Source organism: Nocardia sp. A7, from assembly GCF_046549215.1.
GTDB lineage: Bacteria > Actinomycetota > Actinomycetes > Mycobacteriales > Mycobacteriaceae > Nocardia.
In genome coordinates, this window is sequence record NZ_JAJPWE010000005.1 from 581,026 (window position 1) to 598,804 (window position 17,779).

The 17,779-nt window shown below is 65.8% G+C and carries 19 protein-coding genes and 1 tRNA gene; 9 read left to right on the plus strand and 11 right to left on the minus strand.

Features of this window, described 5'->3' with window-relative positions; all coding sequences use genetic code 11:
• Window positions 1-224: 224 nt before the first annotated feature.
• Window positions 225-911 (plus strand): hypothetical protein, encoded by a 687-nt coding sequence (locus ACLJPD_RS28285; protein WP_410876194.1) that lies wholly within the window; start codon window positions 225-227, stop codon window positions 909-911.
• 704 nt (window positions 912-1,615) lie between these two features.
• On the opposite strand, the gene ACLJPD_RS28290 is transcribed toward ACLJPD_RS28285, so the two are convergent.
• The 4 genes from ACLJPD_RS28290 to ACLJPD_RS28305 all read right to left on the minus strand — a co-directional run bounded on the left by ACLJPD_RS28290 (window position 1,616) and on the right by ACLJPD_RS28305 (window position 4,878).
• Window positions 1,616-2,494: a hypothetical protein gene (locus tag ACLJPD_RS28290; RefSeq protein ID WP_410876195.1), complete on the minus strand. Its 879-nt coding sequence runs from the start codon at window positions 2,492-2,494 to the stop codon at window positions 1,616-1,618.
• Between the two features lie 726 nt (window positions 2,495-3,220).
• Window positions 3,221-3,294 (minus strand) — tRNA-Pro (locus ACLJPD_RS28295).
• 432 nt (window positions 3,295-3,726) lie between these two features.
• Complete coding sequence (locus ACLJPD_RS28300) at window positions 3,727-4,134, minus strand: helix-turn-helix domain-containing protein (protein WP_410876196.1); 408 nt, start codon at window positions 4,132-4,134, stop codon at window positions 3,727-3,729.
• 159 nt (window positions 4,135-4,293) lie between these two features.
• On the minus strand, window positions 4,294-4,878 hold the full coding sequence (locus ACLJPD_RS28305; RefSeq protein WP_410876197.1) for a TetR/AcrR family transcriptional regulator: 585 nt from the start codon (window positions 4,876-4,878) through the stop codon (window positions 4,294-4,296).
• 94 nt (window positions 4,879-4,972) lie between these two features.
• Between ACLJPD_RS28305 and ACLJPD_RS28310 the strand changes: the two genes are divergently transcribed.
• The gene (locus tag ACLJPD_RS28310; RefSeq protein ID WP_410876198.1) at window positions 4,973-5,800 is read left to right on the plus strand and encodes an SDR family oxidoreductase; all 828 of its coding nucleotides are present in this window, start codon (window positions 4,973-4,975) and stop codon (window positions 5,798-5,800) included.
• 4 nt (window positions 5,801-5,804) lie between these two features.
• On the opposite strand, the gene ACLJPD_RS28315 is transcribed toward ACLJPD_RS28310, so the two are convergent.
• The 5 genes from ACLJPD_RS28315 to ACLJPD_RS28335 are packed head-to-tail and all read right to left on the minus strand — an operon-like array spanning window position 5,805 to window position 9,850.
• Window positions 5,805-6,281, minus strand: coding sequence for a nitroreductase family deazaflavin-dependent oxidoreductase (locus ACLJPD_RS28315; RefSeq protein WP_410876332.1), 477 nt, complete (start codon window positions 6,279-6,281; stop codon window positions 5,805-5,807).
• A 51-nt stretch (window positions 6,282-6,332) separates the two neighbouring features.
• Window positions 6,333-6,713, minus strand: coding sequence for a carboxymuconolactone decarboxylase family protein (locus ACLJPD_RS28320; RefSeq protein WP_410876199.1), 381 nt, complete (start codon window positions 6,711-6,713; stop codon window positions 6,333-6,335).
• On the minus strand, window positions 6,710-7,597 hold the full coding sequence (locus tag ACLJPD_RS28325) for an NAD(P)-dependent oxidoreductase (protein WP_410876200.1): 888 nt from the start codon (window positions 7,595-7,597) through the stop codon (window positions 6,710-6,712). The genes ACLJPD_RS28320 and ACLJPD_RS28325 overlap by 4 nt, the downstream gene beginning before the upstream one ends.
• Window positions 7,594-8,343 carry an SDR family oxidoreductase gene (locus ACLJPD_RS28330; protein ID WP_410876201.1) on the minus strand — a complete coding sequence of 250 codons (750 nt, stop codon included), beginning with the start codon at window positions 8,341-8,343 and terminating at the stop codon, window positions 7,594-7,596. Before ACLJPD_RS28330 ends, ACLJPD_RS28325 begins: the two co-directional genes overlap by 4 nt.
• Before the next feature lie 37 nt (window positions 8,344-8,380).
• Window positions 8,381-9,850, minus strand: a complete 1,470-nt coding sequence (locus tag ACLJPD_RS28335) for an aldehyde dehydrogenase (protein WP_410876202.1) — start codon at window positions 9,848-9,850, stop codon at window positions 8,381-8,383.
• Between the two features lie 118 nt (window positions 9,851-9,968).
• On the opposite strand from ACLJPD_RS28335, the gene ACLJPD_RS28340 reads away from it, so the two are divergent.
• From ACLJPD_RS28340 to ACLJPD_RS28365, 6 genes are all read left to right on the plus strand, one after another.
• On the plus strand, window positions 9,969-10,553 hold the full coding sequence (locus ACLJPD_RS28340; RefSeq protein WP_410876203.1) for a TetR/AcrR family transcriptional regulator: 585 nt from the start codon (window positions 9,969-9,971) through the stop codon (window positions 10,551-10,553).
• Window positions 10,554-10,664: 111 nt separating this feature from the next.
• A complete protein-coding gene (locus ACLJPD_RS28345) occupies window positions 10,665-12,017 on the plus strand; it encodes a cytochrome P450 (protein ID WP_410876204.1) in 1,353 nt (450 codons plus the stop codon).
• 18 nt (window positions 12,018-12,035) lie between these two features.
• Window positions 12,036-13,295 (plus strand): cytochrome P450, encoded by a 1,260-nt coding sequence (locus ACLJPD_RS28350; RefSeq protein ID WP_410876205.1) that lies wholly within the window; start codon window positions 12,036-12,038, stop codon window positions 13,293-13,295.
• On the plus strand, window positions 13,295-14,539 hold the full coding sequence (locus ACLJPD_RS28355; protein ID WP_410876206.1) for a glycosyltransferase family 4 protein: 1,245 nt from the start codon (window positions 13,295-13,297) through the stop codon (window positions 14,537-14,539). The genes ACLJPD_RS28350 and ACLJPD_RS28355 overlap by 1 nt, the downstream gene beginning before the upstream one ends.
• Window positions 14,540-14,570: 31 nt before the next feature.
• Window positions 14,571-15,302: a class I SAM-dependent methyltransferase gene (locus ACLJPD_RS28360; protein WP_410876207.1), complete on the plus strand. Its 732-nt coding sequence runs from the start codon at window positions 14,571-14,573 to the stop codon at window positions 15,300-15,302.
• The gene (locus tag ACLJPD_RS28365) at window positions 15,289-16,314 is read left to right on the plus strand and encodes a prenyltransferase (protein ID WP_410876208.1); all 1,026 of its coding nucleotides are present in this window, start codon (window positions 15,289-15,291) and stop codon (window positions 16,312-16,314) included. Before ACLJPD_RS28360 ends, ACLJPD_RS28365 begins: the two co-directional genes overlap by 14 nt.
• A 20-nt stretch (window positions 16,315-16,334) precedes the next feature.
• Here the strand turns inward: ACLJPD_RS28365 and ACLJPD_RS28370 are convergent, their stop codons facing one another.
• A complete protein-coding gene (locus tag ACLJPD_RS28370) occupies window positions 16,335-16,991 on the minus strand; it encodes a class I SAM-dependent methyltransferase (protein WP_410876209.1) in 657 nt (218 codons plus the stop codon).
• A 64-nt stretch (window positions 16,992-17,055) separates the two neighbouring features.
• On the opposite strand from ACLJPD_RS28370, the gene ACLJPD_RS28375 reads away from it, so the two are divergent.
• Complete coding sequence (locus tag ACLJPD_RS28375) at window positions 17,056-17,202, plus strand: DUF1059 domain-containing protein (protein ID WP_410876210.1); 147 nt, start codon at window positions 17,056-17,058, stop codon at window positions 17,200-17,202.
• A 1-nt stretch (window position 17,203) separates the two neighbouring features.
• Here the strand turns inward: ACLJPD_RS28375 and ACLJPD_RS28380 are convergent, their stop codons facing one another.
• Window positions 17,204-17,779 (minus strand): hypothetical protein, encoded by a 576-nt coding sequence (locus tag ACLJPD_RS28380; RefSeq protein ID WP_410876211.1) that lies wholly within the window; start codon window positions 17,777-17,779, stop codon window positions 17,204-17,206.

Consider the following 17,779-nt stretch of genomic DNA (forward strand, 5'->3'; position numbering starts at 1 on the left):
CCCCCGCTCCCTAATACTGGTCATCTCTGCGCTGAGGGAGACATGCGAGCTACCAGCTTGGGAAGCAGGCGAATAGGCAGGAATGACGCTCTGACCTGGGCTGGCGGTTGTGCGGTACCCAGACCGTCCGCCGCTGACTCTGATTCATGGCATGTGCGGCATGCCGCGCATCCCGATGAAACCGATTCCGCTCAGCGCCGACCGGAAGCTACCTTCTGACGGGGGTGTCGACCCGCCAATCGATCGATCACGAGGTCTACAAGGTCGACGACACGCCCAAACCTGTTCTGAAACTGCAGATCTGGCAAGATCATGGCATGACGCCCCCTGATGTGGACAGTGTGATCGAGGAGCTGAGGGAAGCACTGAAGGATTCGATTGCCTCGGTTGCTTTTGCAAAGACGGCACTAACTTTCTTCTCATCACATATTGAGGAACTTCCCCGCGATATTCAAAAAGTATTTCCGAAAGCATATATCAGCGATCTATTTATCCGGATCGACTTTACCGACGACCCGGACGGCCCCGACTCCGATACCCACACGCCCGCCTCGGGATGGCTGCGATCCGAAGCTTTAGAGAAGTTGGCTGTTAATGGTTTCGTCGACCACCAACTCGGGCAGCAGTGGATCGTCGCGTTCTTTGCGCAATGGGAAGAGATTTTTCGCCCTCGTCTTGCAAAAGCGCGCGGCATAGCACATGCCGATGATATTAAAGTCCCGTTACTTGGCGACCTTCGGCGTCTCCGACATTACGTCGTACACAACAAAGCCAAGGTCGAGTCGAATTGGCCCCAGAAAAGCACGGTATTGGCAAAATGGTTTTCACCGGGTGACACGGTCCATCTCTCGGGGCGTCACCTTCGTGAGTTCGAAGATCTCTTTCCGTGGACTGAATTGAGAGGACCCTAACAGCCAGGCTGAACGCCCCTCCTCTGCGGCCTTCTGCTCCGGAGGCAGCATCGGCCCGTTCGTGCCGGTACTCGCCAATCTTCCGGCGTACCGTGACCTGCCGATTCTGTCCGGTCACATCCGGGGTTGTTCGGGGTACTTGTGACAACGTGGTGACGCTCGGAGCGGCCGTCGACGACTTCGTCCCGAACGTGCTGCCTTCTCGCTGCCTCGGGGTTGGGGTGGACAGCCGGGTTAGTATTGTCCTGCTGGACTGAGACCGATGGCAACATCGGGGCTGGCGCTACCCATCCTGTTTGTGGTGGCCGTGATGCTCAACCTTGTTCCGTGTCTGTTGGCTCGTTTCCGGGCTCGTCGACCAGAAGGGAAGGTGATGGCGATGATCGGTTCTAAGTGGTTTGGTGGCATCTTCTCCGCTGCTGCGCTTGTGTGTTCGTCCGTGATGGCTAGCGTCATCGCAAACGCAGCGTCAGTCTGAGTCCAGCACCGCAGGAGACTCACCTCCCTCTGATATTGGCCATCGGTGCCGGGATCAACCCCAATGACCCGGGTTACCCGCAGTGTTGATGATGAACACCGTTCCTGGCGTTTGCGCTGGTGGGCTGGTTATGGCTCGTTGGTCCTGACCTGGGGTTTCCGGGTTGCAACGTTGGCTGAAACGGGCACCAATTGGCGGCACTGCGTACTCACTGCGTACCGAAGCGTCATGGTGCCCGCCGCGCCTTCTTGGTGACGAACAGATCGACGAGTGCGACTGCAAGGATGACTGCCGCCTCTGCTTCCTCCTGTCCGACTGGCGGCAGCCCGGTGCCTCCATGTCTGTCGTGCTGCCCGGTCCACAGCGCTCGCAGCATCCCAATCAGGACCTCATGAGTCGGATGGTTCGCATGTTCCCGGAGCATCGGCATTTTCCAGTCGCCATCAGCGATGACCTGACCGATTGAGGTTCCGAGCGTTGCCTTCGCGTTGTTGGGCTCCACCTCTGGAATCACGGCATCTTCTACCGCCTTAATAGCCAAAGAGTAGGCGTTCGCTGGATCAGGTTGTACGCCATAGGCTGCCGCCCATGCTTGGGCCAGCCGTGTGCCAGCGTTGCCGCTCTGCGCTGCGACTCTTTCAGCTGCCTCCTTGACGCCTACCGGTACCCGCTGTTCAAGGCCTACCTTTTCGAGGCGCATCCCGACGGTCCACGCAGACCCAGCCTCAAGCAGGATGGTTTCGAGCTTGTTCTCGGCGGGTGCGCCTACCCCGGTGGAGAGCAAGAAGTCGACCAGCCGCCACACAGCGAGTTTGTCCTTGGAGCTGGTGATCGCGTGTTTCAGACATTGGCATGCACTGCTCACCTTGGTCGCATCCCCAGTGAAGCCGGAAGAGAATTTGCAGACTCGCTCCGCTTGTCGAAGCAGGTCAATGTTGAGTCGGGTGATAGGCATGCGGGTGGTGCCGGTGATTCGCGTGAAGCGTGCATAGATCCAGTCCCATAGCGATACGTCGAGCCAGGCGGGCACATCCTGGTAGAGGCCCTCGAACCTCTTATCTGGATCGTCTATTGCACCGAGAGGCTGCCAAGCCGCGTTCGTCATTCGCCCATTGTTGACGAGTAGCGTTCGCGCCGACACAGATTGGGCCCTGTTGTGGGTTGGGTTGCACACATCGGGGCTGGCTCACCGCCTGCCCGATACGGCCTGCCGTTCACGCGCAGAGGCTCACAGGTCAAGGGTTGCTCAGCAATCAGCGAAGCTGACGCCATCGGCGCCCTTGAGGTGTGAGGGGCGCGGGATCACAATGCAGGCCAACCCAGAACAGGGCCACGCGGCCACCGGTCGCGATACCACCGACTCACCGCGGCTTCCTTCGTTCAGCAATTCGCCGGGCGGGGGTGCCGGGCCTGGGGTCGACGACGTTGGCGACCCGCTACCGGCTTCGTTGACGGCGGCCAGGAGGGGAGAAAGGGGCCGAAGCCCCCTTCTCGGTGTGGTCAGCAGTTCAGGTCGCACCCGTGGTAGGCCAGGCCGCACTCGTGGCAGATGTGGTTGTCGCACAGCTCGCACGCGTAGGTGATCGAGAAGTCGCAGTCGGTGGTGCAGACCGAGCACACCTCGTCGGGGGCGGTGAAGAAGGTGTAGGCGGGGTCGGTCAGGACGGCGCGGTAGACCGCTGTCGGTATTGATGATCGCGGATGCGCGCGAGGTCACCGAGGCAGGCGACAAGCTCTCGAACCACCTTCGGTCCCGTTCTGGTCCCGCTCTCCGTGTGGTGGGCTAACAGGAAAACCCTCTCCGACCGAGGTCAGAGAGGGTTTTCTACTGTCGGGCTGACAGGATTCGAACCTGCGACCCCTTGACCCCCAGTCAAGTGCGCTACCAAGCTGCGCCACAGCCCGTTCTGCCCCCGTCTCCGGGTGCTCGAAAAGATTACCTCACCTCTCTGCGTAGGTACTAATCGGCTGGTAGACGTACCTTTTTGCCAGGTTGGGCGAGCTCCGTCAGTCGTGCGGCGGGTCAGGGATGTCGAGTTTACCGGGGTCGCACCCGGTTCCGTGGCGTGCATCAGATAACCCTCCCCTGGTTCGTCTCCCGTGCAGGACGCGTTGCGCTCGCCACGCGTTACTGGCATTCCCCCTGTCCGCCGCAGGAGAATGGAGTGAACGCCCATGTCTACCAACCTGATTGCCATCGGAACCGAGCGAGTGATCATCGAGAACACGCTCGACCACAACCGCGGGGCGCTCGCGGCCGTGCGCCATTTGTCCGGTGTCGACGCCCATGGGAGGCTCGTCGCGGTGATTCAGTGCGCGGATCGGTGGCCCGCCAGGTCAGCCGTCGAGGCTCACGGCGAGCAATCCGTCACTGACACGAAGGCGCTCGGCCATCGTGACGAGAATGTCCATGGCCTCGCCCGACAGACCGACGGCGCGTAACAGCAGTGCGCGCGGTTCCTCGAGTTCGAGTGCCTGGATGTACGTGTGGTCGTCGGCGTCGGACTGGTTCGGCGCGAAGAAGAAGTAGTCGGGTGTGACCCGGAAGTACTCGGCCAGCGCCGCAACGGTTTTCGGCGACGGATTGTCACGATTGCCGGACCGCAGCTGTGACAGATACGGAGCCGAGATGCGGTGACCGGCCGCCTGCAGCATGCGGGCCACGTGGCGGTTCGTGCACTGACGTACGTCCGGCTCCGATGGGTCGTCGAAAAGCTCGTTGAGGCGGGCGGCGAAATGCGTCACAGCGGTTCCTCGGGATCATGATGGTCTCCGAGACCATCATGAGACGCGGACTGTGCTCCCGGCAATAGTCCCAGCAAACTTGCGGATCTCATCACAGAAACCCGACGAGCAGTCTGTTCGGCATGACCATCGATCGACCGACTCGACGGCAATGGGCGCTCAGGCGGTACGCAGGATCCTCAGCGCGGCCCGCTCGATGCGGTCGGCGATTTCGGAGTAGGACTCATAGCCCATGCCCGCTCGCACCAGCGCGCCGGCGTAGATGATCTCGAGCCATTCGATGACCTCGTTGTCGGCGTCCGGGCCGAGCGCGCGAGAGATCCGGCCACGGATCTCGATTCCGATGCGGGTGCGCAGGTGCTCGACGTCGGGGTCCGAGCCGAGCAGCGCGCCGGTGACCGCGCCGGACAACTCCTGCTCCTCGGCCACCAGCAGCGCGATGTTGCGCAGTTCGGCGAGCACCCGCACGGTCGGGTCGGGATCCTCGCTCGCGGGCGATCGCGAGGCCAGTAGGCGACGCCAGAAGATCTCGGCGACCAGGTGTTCCTTGGACGAGAAGTAGGTGTACGCGGTCGCGGTGGCGACGCCGGCCTCCGCCGCGACCAATCGAATCGTCATGCCTGCGAAGCCATCTCGGGTCAGGACCACCAGCGCGGCCCTGGTCAGCCGGTCGACGGTATCGGCCTGCTTGCCGGTCAATCGACGCCGCGTCGCTTCGAGGCTGATGGAATCGCTTTCAGACATGCGTCCGGATGTTACTCGTCAGTCCCCCGGCTTCGACGAACCGGCACACGGCACGGGTTGATTCGCAACGGTGTCCAGAATACAATCTGGACACATGTCTGATGTATCGAAAGTGCGGGGCAAGATCGTCGTCATCACCGGCGGCGCGCGCGGCATCGGACGTGCTGTCGCGAGTGAACTCGTCGGGACCGGGGCGGTCGTCGCGATCGGCGATATCGACGCGAACACGGCCGCGAGCACCGGCACCGAGATCGGGGCGGCCCTGGCGCGGCACCTCGATGTCACCGACCCCGCGTCGTTCGCAGGATTCCTCGCAGAGGTCGAAAAGACTTGCGGCCCCATCGATGTGCTGATCAACAATGCGGGCATCATGCCCGTCGGGCGGTTCACCGAGGAGCCCGACGAGATCACCCGCCGGATTCTCGACATCAATGTCTACGGCGTTCTGCTCGGCAACAAACTCGCCCTGCCGCACATGCTCACCCGTGGCCGCGGCCACATCGTGAACATGGCCTCGATGGCGGGGGAGAATCCGACGCCGGGCATGGCCACCTACTGCGCGAGCAAGCAGGCCGTGCTCAGCTTCACCGAGACCATGCGCCTGGAACACCGCGGCACCGGCGTGCGATTCTCCGCGGTCCTGCCGACGTTCACCCGCACCGAGATGATCGCCGGAACCCGTGCTCCGCGTGTACTACTGGCCGAACCGGCCGACGTCGCCGCCGCGGTCGCCGCCCTGATCGCCCGGCCACGCCGACGCGTCTCGGTTACCCGCACCGCGGGCGTTCTGGCCGCGTTCAACAAGCTGACCCCGCGTCCGCTCGGCGAGTTCATGGCGCGGCGGTTGGGCGTGCACCGCACCTTCATCGATGTCGACCGCGACGCCCGTCGCGCCTACGACGACCGGCTCGCGGCCGACTGAGGGCTCAGCTGCGCGACAGGATCACCACGGGAATCTCGCGTTCGGTCCAGGACTGGTAGGCGTCGAAATCGGCGTAGAGCCGGGTGAGCAACGGCCACAGGCGTTCGCGCTCGTCGGCATCGGCGACGCGAGCGACCACCGGGTAGTGCTCGGCGCGGATCCGCACGTGCGCGTTCGGGTCCGCGCGCAGATTCAGATACCACTGCGGATGATTCGCGAGGCCGCCTTGGGAGCCGACGAAGACCAGGTCCTCACCGTCGACGAGGTAGAGCAGTGGCGCGGCGAAGATCTTGCCGGACTTGCGACCTCGATGTTCGAGCACCAGCGTCGGCACCGGGTTGCGGAACCCGGCACCGATCCGCCAGTTGGCGCCGATGCGGCCGTTGGTACGGCGATAGATCCACGCTTGCGCGCGCGACCCGTATCGAATGATCCGGGTCGTCATCGGCGAGTTCAGCCCTTTCGGCTGATTCTTCGGCATAACCATCGTCCGCACGCTACAGCGATCGCGGATCGGCGAGAGCGGTGACGGTCATTTCTTGCGACGCTCCTGTGCGATCACCTTGCCGACGGTGCCGTCGAGCTTGGTCCCCGCGGGCCAGCCGACGTAGTGGCACAGGAACAGGGCGATCTCGCGCAGCTGTTCCTCGGTCAGCTCCCCGTTGCGCAGCGCGGCGCCGATCTGGATCTCGGCCACGTCGACATTGCCCTGGGCGGTGAGCGCCCCGAGCAGCAGCAATCGGCGCTCCCGCACGGTCAGCGCGGGACGTGACCAGATGTCGGCGAACAGGTGGTCGGCGGTGACGGCGAAATGCTCGCCGGGGCCGTCCTCGAATTCCCAGCCGTAGACCTCGGTCATCTTGGCCAGGCCACGCTGACGGACGTCGGCGGGAGTTTCTCCGTTGGTGGTCATGGGGTCTCCTTGTCGAGCGCGGGCTCGGCGACGCCGAGTCCGTCGGCCAGTCGAGCGAGGGCGAGTTGCGCCAGTGGCAGCTCGACCCCGAGCCGGTCACCGAGATCGAGCGCGAGCGCGAGGTCCTTCTCACCGAGGTCGCGCACGTGGCCGAGGATGGGGAACCAGAAGTCGTCCGGGTCGATCGGCGCGGTGGTCTTGCGCAGCATGATCGCGCCCGGACCGCCGGTCACCGCGTCGGAGTGGCGGACCACCTTCCCGAGTGCGGTGAGACTGAGCCCGGCGGCGTCGGCGAGACGCTGCGCCTCGGTGGCGGCGGTGAACGAGACGAAGTGAAGCAGGTTGCGCGCCAGCTTCATTCGCGTTCCGGCACCGACCGGACCGGCGTGCACGATGAGGTCGGAGAAGCATCCGAACGGCGGCCTGATCAGCTCCACCGCGGCGGCACTGCCGCCGACCATCACGGCCAGGTTCCCATTGGTCGCGCCGGGTGCGCCACCACTGACGGGCGCGTCGACGAATTCGACCTCGTGCTCGGCACACCGGGCCGCCAGCTCCTGCGCCGTCCGGTCACTGATGGTGGAGTGCACGGCCACGACCGTGCCCGGTGCCGCAGTGCTCAGAATGCCCGTGGGACCGGTGAGCACCTCGGTGACCTGCGCGTCGTCGATGACGGTCACGCAGATGATCCGGGCGTGCGCGGCGACCTGCGCCGGATCGGCGACCGCGCGCGCACCCGCCGCGACGAACGGCTCGGTGACCTCGGGCCTGACATCGCAGACCGTGAGCCCACCGGGCCAGTCCAGCAGTCGCCGCGCGATCGGCGCGCCCATGTTGCCCAGTCCGATGAATCCGACCGGAGCACTTGTGGGGTCGGTCGTCATCGGATGATCTGCCCGCCGTCGACATTGAGGATCTGGCCGGTCACCCAGCTCGCCTCATCGGAGAGCAGGTACAGGCAGGCGCCGACCAGATCCTGCGGGGTGCCCATCCGCTTGATCGGGATGCGCTTGACCATGTCCTTGACCATGTTTCCCGGCGTGACGGTCTGGGTGGCCTCGGTGTCGATCGGGCCGGGCGCGATGGCGTTGATCCTGATCCGCGAACCACCGAGCTCGGTGGCGAGTTGCTGGGTGAGGCCGTTGATCCCGACCTTGGCCAGCCCGTAGAAACCCGAGTACAGCCACGCGGCGGTGGAGGACTGGTTGACGATCGAGCCGCCGCCCGCCGCGATCATCGGCTGCCAGACCGCGCGCGTCACATTGAGCGCGCCGTCGAAGTTCACGCTCATGAACTTCTTGTAGTAGTCCCACGGCACGGTGAGCAGCAGGTCGAGTTTCATCTCGCCGTAGATGGCCGCGTTGTTGACCAGGTGGTTGATCGCGCCGAACTCGGCGACGGTGAATTCCGCCAGCGCGGCGGCGGAATCGGGATCGGCGACGTCGACGCGACGGAAGGCCGCTACCCCGCCGTCGGCGACGATCTGCTTGGCCACCTCCTCGCCGCGCTCGGTATTGAGATCGGCGACAACGACATTGGCGCCTTCGGCGGCCAGTGCGGTGGCGTAGACCGCGCCGATGCCCTGCGCGGCGCCGGTGACGATCGCGGTGCGACCGGTGAAACGTGCCATGGTGTTCAGCTCCTGTGTAGCGATGAGGTCGATGAGGTCAGGCGGGGGTGGCGATCAGCTTGGTTTCGAGGTATTCCTCGAAACCGGCGACGCCCATCTCGCGGCCGATGCCGGACTGCTTGTAACCGCCGAACGGCGCGTCGGCGTGGTACCAGAGCCCGCCGTTGACGCTCAAGGTCCCGGTGCGGACACCCGAGACCACCCGCTCGATGCGGTCCGGATCGGTCCCCCACACCGATCCGGACAGGCCGTAGGGCGATTCGTTGGCCAGCCGGATCGCGTCCTCGTCGCCGTCATGGGCGATCACGACGAGCACCGGTCCGAAGATCTCTTCTTGCGCGACGGTCGAGGTGTTGTCGAGCCCGCTGATCAGGGTGGGTTCGATGAAGTACCCGCGCTCCTTGTCCGCTGGCCTGCCACCGCCGACCTCGATGCGTCCGCCTTCGGCGCGCGCGATCTCGAGGTAGCGCTCCACCCGGGCGCGCTGACGTTCGGAAATCACCGGCCCGCAGACGGTTCCGGGTTTGGTCGGGTCACCGGCCGCGAGTCCGCGCAGCGCACCGGCCGCGGCGGCGACCGCGGCGTCGTAGGACTCGCGCGGCACCAGCAGCCGGGTGGTGAGCGCGCAGCCCTGGCCCGCGTGCACGGCGACCGTGAACGCGGTGTAGCTCGCGGCCGTCGCGATGTCGGCGTCGTCGAGCACGATGGCGGCGGATTTGCCGCCCAGTTCGAGGAAGGTGCGCTTGAGCGTGGCCGATGCGCCGACCATCACCGAGCGGCCGGTCTGGGTCGAGCCGGTGAAGGTGATCATGTCGACCCTGGGGTCGAGGACCAACTGGGCGCCGAGGCCGTGATCGGACGAGGTGACGATATTGAGCACGCCGGCCGGGATGTCGGTGTGCTCGGCGACGAGCGGGCCGAGTACCGCCGCGCACCATGGGGTGTCCGGGGCGGGCTTGAGCACCACGGTGTTGCCCGCGGCCAGCGCGGGTCCGATCTTGGCCAGGTTGATCTGGTGCGGAAAGTTCCACGGTGTGATGGCGCCGACGACACCGACCGCCTCGCGACGGATCACCCGCCGACTGGCGATACCCATGAGGTCCTTGGTGCCGAGATCGGTTTCCCACGTGTAGCTTTCGGCCAGGTCGGCGGCATAGGACAGGTCCGCGATCGGCCCTTCCAGCTGCGGGCCACTGGTCAGCATGACCGGTGCGCCGACCTCGGCGATCGTGATCTCCCGTAGTTCCTCGAGGTGCTCGCCCAGTACGTCACGCAGTTGGCGCAGGCAGTGCGCGCGAAACTTCGGATCGCGCGACCACGTCGTCTCGTCGAAGGCAGTGCGTGCCGCGGCGATGGCCGCCTCCATGTCGGCGCCCGAGGCGTCGGCGGCGTAGCCGAGCACTTCCTCGGTGGCGGGATTGATGGTCGCGAAGACACCGGAGCCACCCGGAATCAACTTGCCGCCGATCAACAGTGGTGTGCCGTCGGCGGGGACGAGACCGTTCATAACGAGGCTCCGATACGTGTCTGGACAGGTGTACGGAATATAGTTCGGTTTATCGATCAGACGCAAGAGCATGCGTGCTCATTGGCCCGTACACCCGGCTGTAGTAGCATCCAGACACATGTCCGAAATCGCGCCTACCGGCATCGAAGCAACTCGACGACGCTTGACCGAAAAGCAGGCCGATACCGTGGACCGCCTGACCGTCGCCGCCGTCGACGTCCTCTCGCGCGAGGGCTATTCGGGCACGACGATCCGGCTCGTCGCCGCGTCGGCAGGCGTCGGCACCGCCACCGCCTACACGTACTTCTCCTCCAAGGAGCACCTGATCTCCGAGGTGTTCTGGCGGCGCCTGGTCGCGATGCCGCCCATGGCGGCCGGCGAGGCCGACCAGACCACGCGGGTGGTCGCCGTCCTTCGCCAGGTCTCGATGTTGGTGGCCGATGAACCCGCCTTGGCCGGGGCCGTCAGCAGCGCCATGCTCGGCGATGATCCCGACGTGCAGCACCTGCGGGTCCGTATCGGCAGGGAGATCCGCCATCGACTCGGCGAAGCGCTCGGCACGAAGGATCCCGAGAGCCTGGCCGCGCTCGAGTTGCTGTACTCCGGCGCGCTGCTGCAGGGCGGGATGGGCCTGCTGTCCTACGCCCAGGTGGCCGATCTCCTCGAGATCTGCGCCCGGCGATTACTCGCCTCCAACGAGTAGACGCTCGGCCAACGGATTCGGCCGGACCCTTGTCGCGCATCACGAAACCGTAGTACTGTCCAGACACATGTCCATAACGTGTCTGGACAGTATTCCGGGAAGGACTTTCCAATGACGCTGGTCAAACCGCAGCGCGTGTCCGGAGGCGAGGACGAACACGGGCACCTGGCCGAGTTCCGCACCGATCCGATCGCGCTGATGCGCCGCGTTCGCGCCGAGTGCGGCGATGTCGGGGCCTTCGAGCTCGCCGGGCGCGATGTCGTCCTGTTGTCAGGTGCCGAGGCCAATGAATTCTTCTTCCGGGCCGGCGACGACGATCTCGACCAGGGCGCGGCCTACCCGTTCATGAAGCCGATCTTCGGTGAGGGCGTCGTCTTCGACGCACCACCCGAGCGCCGCAAGGAGATGTTGCACAACCAGGCGCTGCGCGCGGACCACATGCGCGGGCACGCGGGCACCATCGCCAACGAAGTGGACCAGATGGTCGCGCAGTGGGACGACGAGGGCGAGATCGACCTGCTCGAGTTCTTCGCCGAGCTGACCATCTACACCTCCTCGGCCTGCCTGATCGGCGTGAAGTTCCGCAACCAGCTCGACGGGCGTTTCGCGCACCTCTATCACGAGCTCGAGCAGGGCACCGACGCCCTGGCCTACGTGGACCCGTACGCACCGATCGAGAGCTTCATCCGACGTGACGCGGCGCGCGCGGCGCTGGTCGAACTCGTGCAGGCGATCATGGATCAGCGGCAGGCGAATCCGCCGACCAGCAAAGAAGATCGCGACATGCTCGACGTCCTCATCTCGGTGAAGGACGAGAACGGGGCATTGCGGTTCTCGGCCAGCGAGATCACCGGCATCTTCATCTCGATGATGTTCGCGGGCCATCACACCACCTCGGGCACGGCGGCCTGGACGATCATCGAACTGCTGCGCCACCCCGAGACACTGGCCGGTGTGGTGTCCGAACTCGACGCGCTCTTCGCCGACGGTGCCGACGTGAGTCACCATGCGCTGCGCCAGATTCCGAATCTGGAGGCCGCGCTGAAGGAAACGCTGCGGCTGCATCCCCCGCTGATCATCCTCATGCGCTTGGCGCGCGGGGAGTTCGAGGTATGCGGGCACCGGATCGAGCCGGGCGACATGGTGGCGGCCACCCCCGCGGTCTCCAATCGGATTCCGGAGGATTTTCCCGACCCGGACGCCTTCGATCCCGCGCGCTATCTCGACCCGCGCCAGGACGACATCCTCAACCGCTGGACCTGGATTCCGTTCGGGGCGGGCAAGCACCGCTGTGTCGGCGCACCGTTCGCCCTCATGCAGCTCAAGGCGATCTTCTCGATTCTGTTGCGCGACTGGGAGTTCGAGCTCGCACAGCCCTCGGACACCTACCGCAACGATCATTCGAAGATGGTGGTGCAGTTGCAGCAGCCCTGCCGCGTGCGCTACCGCCGCAGGCAGCGCTGAGCGCGAGCGGAGGTCACTGTGTCCGCGACGTCCATTCCCGCCGGATTCGATTTCACCGATCCGGCCCTGTGGGAATCCCGCAATCCTGTCGAAGAATTCGCCGAGCTGCGCCGGACCGCACCGGTGTGGTGGAACGCCCAGACCGACGCGCAGTCGGGCGGTTTCCGCGACGGCGGCTACTGGGTGATCAGCAAACACGAGGACATCAAAGAGGTTTCGCGCAATCCGGACCTGTTCTCGTCCCAGCAGAAGGGCTCGGTCATCCGGCTGCCCGGCGAGGTCACACCCGAGCAGATCGAACTCACCGGTGCCCTGCTGTTGAACATGGACCCGCCCAAGCACACCAAGATCCGCCGCATCATCGCCAAGGGGTTCACGCCGCGCGCGGTCGAGGGGTTTCGCGCGGCATTGACCGAACGGGCAGCGGCGATCGTGGCCGCGGCGCGCGCGGCCGGTGGCGGTGATTTCGTCGAACAGGTGGCGTGTGAACTTCCACTGCAGGCCATCGCCGAACTCGTCGGTGTCCCCCAGCAGGACCGCCGCAAGCTGTTCGACTGGTCGAACCAGATACTCAACTACGACGACCCGGAGTACGGCGACGCCACGACCACCGATGCCTCGTCCACCGCGGCGATGGAACTGCTCGGCTACGCCTGGAACATGGCCGAGCAGCGGCGCGCCGATCCCGCCGACGACATCGTCAGCAGGCTCGTGCACGCCGACCTCGACGGGGAGGCGCTCGGCTCGGACGAGTTCGGGTTCTTCGTGATCCTGCTCGCGGTCGCGGGCAACGAAACCACCCGTAATGCCATCACCCACGGGATGAAGGCGTTCGTCGACAATCCGGCACAGTGGGAGCTTTACAAGCAGCAGCGACCACGCACCGCGCCCGACGAGATCGTGCGCTGGGCGACGCCGGTGACCGTGTTCCAGCGCACCGCCACGGCCGACACCGAGCTCGGCGGTCAACAGATCCGCGCTGGTCAACGCCTCGGCTTGTTCTACAGCTCAGCGAATTTCGACGAGGACGCGTTCGAGGATCCGTTCCGCTTCGACATCCTGCGCGACCCCAATCCGCACCTGGGTTTCGGTGGCACCGGCGCGCATTTCTGTGTCGGTGCGAACCTGGCCCGACTCGAAATCGAGCTGATCTTCAATGCCATCGCCGATGCGATGCCCGATTTGTCGCAGATTGCCGAGCCACAACGGCTCCGATCGGGTTGGATCAACGGCATCAAACATTGGCAGGTCAACTACGAGTCGGGAACGGTGCATTGATGCGGATCGCGTTGCTGTCCTATCGGAGCAAACCGCACTGTGGCGGGCAGGGCGTGTACGTCCGGTACCTGAGTCAGGGTCTGGTGGAGCTCGGTCACGAGGTCGAGGTGTTCTCCGGCCAGCCCTATCCCGAGGATCTCGACCCGCGGGTGCGGCTCACCGAGGTGCCGAGTCTGGACCTGTACCGCGACGACAATCCGTTCCGAACACCGCATCCCCGCGAGATCCGCGACCGCATCGACCTGCTCGAGCTGGCCACCATGTGGACGGCCGGGTTCCCCGAACCGCGCACCTTCAGCCTGCGCGTGGCCGGGCTGCTGGCCGAGCGCGCCGGGGATTTCGATGTGGTGCACGACAATCAGTGCCTCGGCTACGGCCTGCTCGATATCGCGCAGCGGTTCCCGCTGGTGGCGACCGTCCATCATCCGATCACCCGCGACCGCGCGGTGGACCTGGCGGCGACGCCGTGGCGACGCAAGCTGTTCGTGCGGCGCTGGTACGGGTTTCTCGGCATGCAACAGCACGTGGCGCGCGAGATCGCGGACCTGATCACCGTGTCCGAGTCCTCGGCCGGGGATATCGCCGAGGACTTCGGGGTGAGGCCGGGCCAGTTGCACACCGTGCCCCTCGGTGTGGACACCGAGCTGTTCCGGCCCCGCGAGACACCGCGGGTGCGTGGGCGGATCGTCGCGGTCGCCAGTGCCGACAAGCCACTCAAGGGCATCGCGCATCTGCTGAAAGCCGTGGCCCGGCTGCGCCATACCACCGAGGTCGAGGTCCGGCTCGTCGCGAAGCTGGAACCGAACGGCCCCACCGAGAAGCTGATCGCCGAACTCGGCATCGCCGATATCGTGACCCCGGTCAGCGGGGTGAGCGACGAGGAGTTGGCCGAACTGCTCGCCTCGGCCGAGATCGCCTGCATTCCCTCGATGTACGAAGGGTTCTCGCTACCCGCTGTCGAGGCGATGGCGAGCGGAACCCCGCTGGTCGCCAGCCGCGCCGGTGCGCTGCCCGAGGTCGTCGGCACGTGCGCCGAACTGGTCACGCCCGGCGATGTGGACGCCCTGACCCGGGTCCTCGGCGAACTGCTCACCGACCCTGATCGGCGCAGCCGGCTCGGCGCGGCCGGACGTGAGCGCGCGCTCGCGCTGTACAGCTGGTCGGCCGTCGCCGCGCAGACCGTCGCCATCTACGAACAGGCGATCGCCCGCCGTTCCCCCACGCCGCCGGGCACACCCGGATGACGACCCCTTCCGACCCCTGCCAGGAGGCACCGTGTTGACCGTCGATTTCGACCGCTTGGGCGTCGGCCCCGGATCACGGGTGATCGATATCGGCTGCGGCGCGGGCAGACACGCCTTCGAGGCCTACCGCCGCGGAGCTGATGTCGTCGCCTTCGACCAGAACGCCGCCGACCTGGCCGACGTGGACGTCATGTTCGAGGCCATGGCCGCCGCGGGTGAGGCGCCGGAGTACGCGAAGGCCGAGACCGTGCGCGGCGACGCGCTCGATCTGCCTTACGGCAACGACGAATTCGATGTGGTCATCGCCTCGGAGATCCTCGAGCACATCCCGCAGGACAACCGTGCCGTCATCGAGCTGGCGCGGGTGCTCAAACCCGGTGGCGCGCTGGCGGTGACGGTGCCGCGCTGGCTGCCCGAGCGCATCTGCTGGGCACTGTCGGACGAATATCACGCCAACGAGGGCGGCCACGTGCGCATCTACCGTGCCGACGAACTGCGCGACAAGATCACCGCGCGCGGCCTGCGCTACCACCACCAGGACTTCGCGCATGCCCTGCACGCGCCGTTCTGGTGGCTCAAATGCGCTGTCGGCGTGCGTAACGAGAACCATCCCCTGGTGAGTGCCTATCACCGCATGCTGGTCTGGGACATGATGTCGGCGCCCGCACTGACACGCACGGCCGAACGGCTGCTCAACCCACTTGTCGGCAAGTCCGTCGCCCTCTACTTCACCAAGCCGGCGGTGCGCAGTGATGCGCGCTGACCTGCCGTCCGTCCCCGGTGTCGTGTCCGCGCGCGATATCCGGCGTACCGCCGAATCCATCGCCGCCGCACAGGAACCCGATGGTGCGATCCCCTGGTTCGGCGGCGGTCACACCGATCCGTGGGATCACATCGAATCCGCGATGGCACTGACAGTGGGCGGCCTCTGGGATGTGGCCCGCGATGCCTATATCTGGTCGGCGAAAGCGCAGCGTTCCGACGGCTCGTGGCCCATGCAGGTGCGCGCGGGCGTGATCGAGAACCACGACGCCGACACCAATTTCTGCGCCTATCTGGCCACCGGCGTGCTGCACGCACTCGATGTCACCGGCGACACCGGGTTCGCTACGGAGATGTGGCCGACGGTCCGCGCGGGCATCGACTTCGTGCTCGGTCTGCAACTGGGCGCCCACGGCGAGATCCACTGGTCGGCAAACGAATCCGGATCATCCGGGGAGGCGCTGCTGACCGGTTGTTCCAGCATCTTCCACAGTCTCGGCTGTGCGGTGACCCTGGCCGAGCGCATGGGCGATCCGCGACCGGACTGGGCGGCGGCCCGCGACCGACTCGGTCGAGCCCTGCGTCATCATCCGGAAGCGTTCCTGGACAAGGGCCGCTACTCCATGGACTGGTACTACCCGGTCCTCGGCGGCGCGCTGCGCGGTGCGGGGGCCGCGGACCGGATCGCGCAGCGGTGGAACGAATTCGTGGTCGCCGATCTCGGCATCCGCTGCGTGTCCGATGCGCCGTGGGTCACCGGTGCCGAGACCTGCGAACTGGTGCTCGCCCTCGACGCCATCGGCGACACCGCTGCCGCGACGTCACTGTTCACCGCGATGCAGCATCTGCGTGAGCCGGACGGATCCTATTGGACCGGACTGGTTTTCACCGACGGCAAGCGCTGGCCCGAGGAGCGCACCACCTGGACCGCGGCCGCGGTCGTGCTCGCCGCCGACGCCCTCACCCGCACCACCGCGGGCAACGGCATCTTCCGCGACACACTCCCCCGCTGAGCTGAGCGAGGCGGCGGGTCTCAGTTACAGGCGGCGGTTCGCTGCAGGATGCGCAGCGAACCGGTGACCGAGAGTTCACGGAACTTGCCGCTGTCGATGGCGCGACGATAGATGTTGAACGGCGCGCGGCCACCGTCGGCCGGATCGGGGAACACGTCATGGATGGCGAGCAGCCCGCCGCCCGCGACCCAGTGCACCCAGTTGTCGTAGTCGCGCTGGGCGGCTTCCTCGGTGTGGCCACCGTCGACGAACAGCATGTGCAACGGGGTGCGCCAGATGCGGGCGGCGGCGGTGGAGGAACCGATGATCGCGGTCACCGTGTCGGTGAGGCCCGCGCGAATCATGGTGCGCCGGAACGCGGTAACGGTGTCGAAGACGCCGGTCTCCGCGTCGACCATGGTGGTGTCGTGGTACTCCCAGCCCGGCTGGTGTTCCTCGGAGCCCCGGTGGTGATCGACGGTGTAGACGGCGGCGCCGGTCTCGCGGGCGGCGGCGCCGAGATAGACGGTCGACTTGCCGCAGTAGGTGCCGATCTCCATGATGATGCCATCGCCCGCGTAGGCACGGGCGGCGGCGTAGAGCGCACGACCCTCGTCCGGCGGCATGAAGCCGACGCTCTGTTCGGCGAGTGCGAACAGCTCGCTGGTACCGGCGGAGATCTCGTCTACAGCTGCCATGCGGGCCACGCTAACATACGACCTGGAATACAATCCAGACTACTGTCCAGCTAGGAGAAGAACGATGAAGACTCGCCTCAACTGTCCCTGTGGTTTCAGCATCAAAGCCACCGACGAAGACGACCTGATCAAGCAGACCCAGACGCACCTGGCCGAGAATCACCCCGGCCACGACTACACCCCCGACGAGATCCTCTTCATCGCCTACTGAGCTATTTGGTCGGCAACGCGTTCTGTAGGCCACCCACCTCGGTGATCTGCCACCCGGCCCCGCGGTCGACAGTGAGCGAGTAGGTGACCGTCGTCCGCGTCCCGGCGGGCGTCTGCGCGCTGGTGGACACGACATCGAGGTAGGCGTTGACCTTGTAGATACCGCCTGCCTCCGACGTGACGGTCGCCGCGAGCGGTGTCGCCGTCGATGTCCATTGCAGCGGCAGCAGGATCTGCTCCAATTGCGGTGCGGTGGCGTCGAATTTGGCGGCGAGTTGCGGGGTGGTACCGGCCTTCAGTCGCCCCAGCCACGCCTTCACGTCGCGGTAGTCGATCGTGGACGCGCCGACGCCGTAGTCCGCGGCGATCTGCTCGACCTGCCTGGCGTCGGCCTCGCGCGCATCACGTTCGGCGATCGTCGCGTCGGCTGAGAAGTACAGCGCGGCGAAGGTGACGACCGCGGCGACGAGGACACCGATCGTGCCGGTGATCAGCACGGTCGAGAGTCGGATGGACAGGGTGCGTGGCTGCTGTTCGTCGGCCTCGGTGGTGGTGGCTTCGTCGATCGCTGTGCTCAT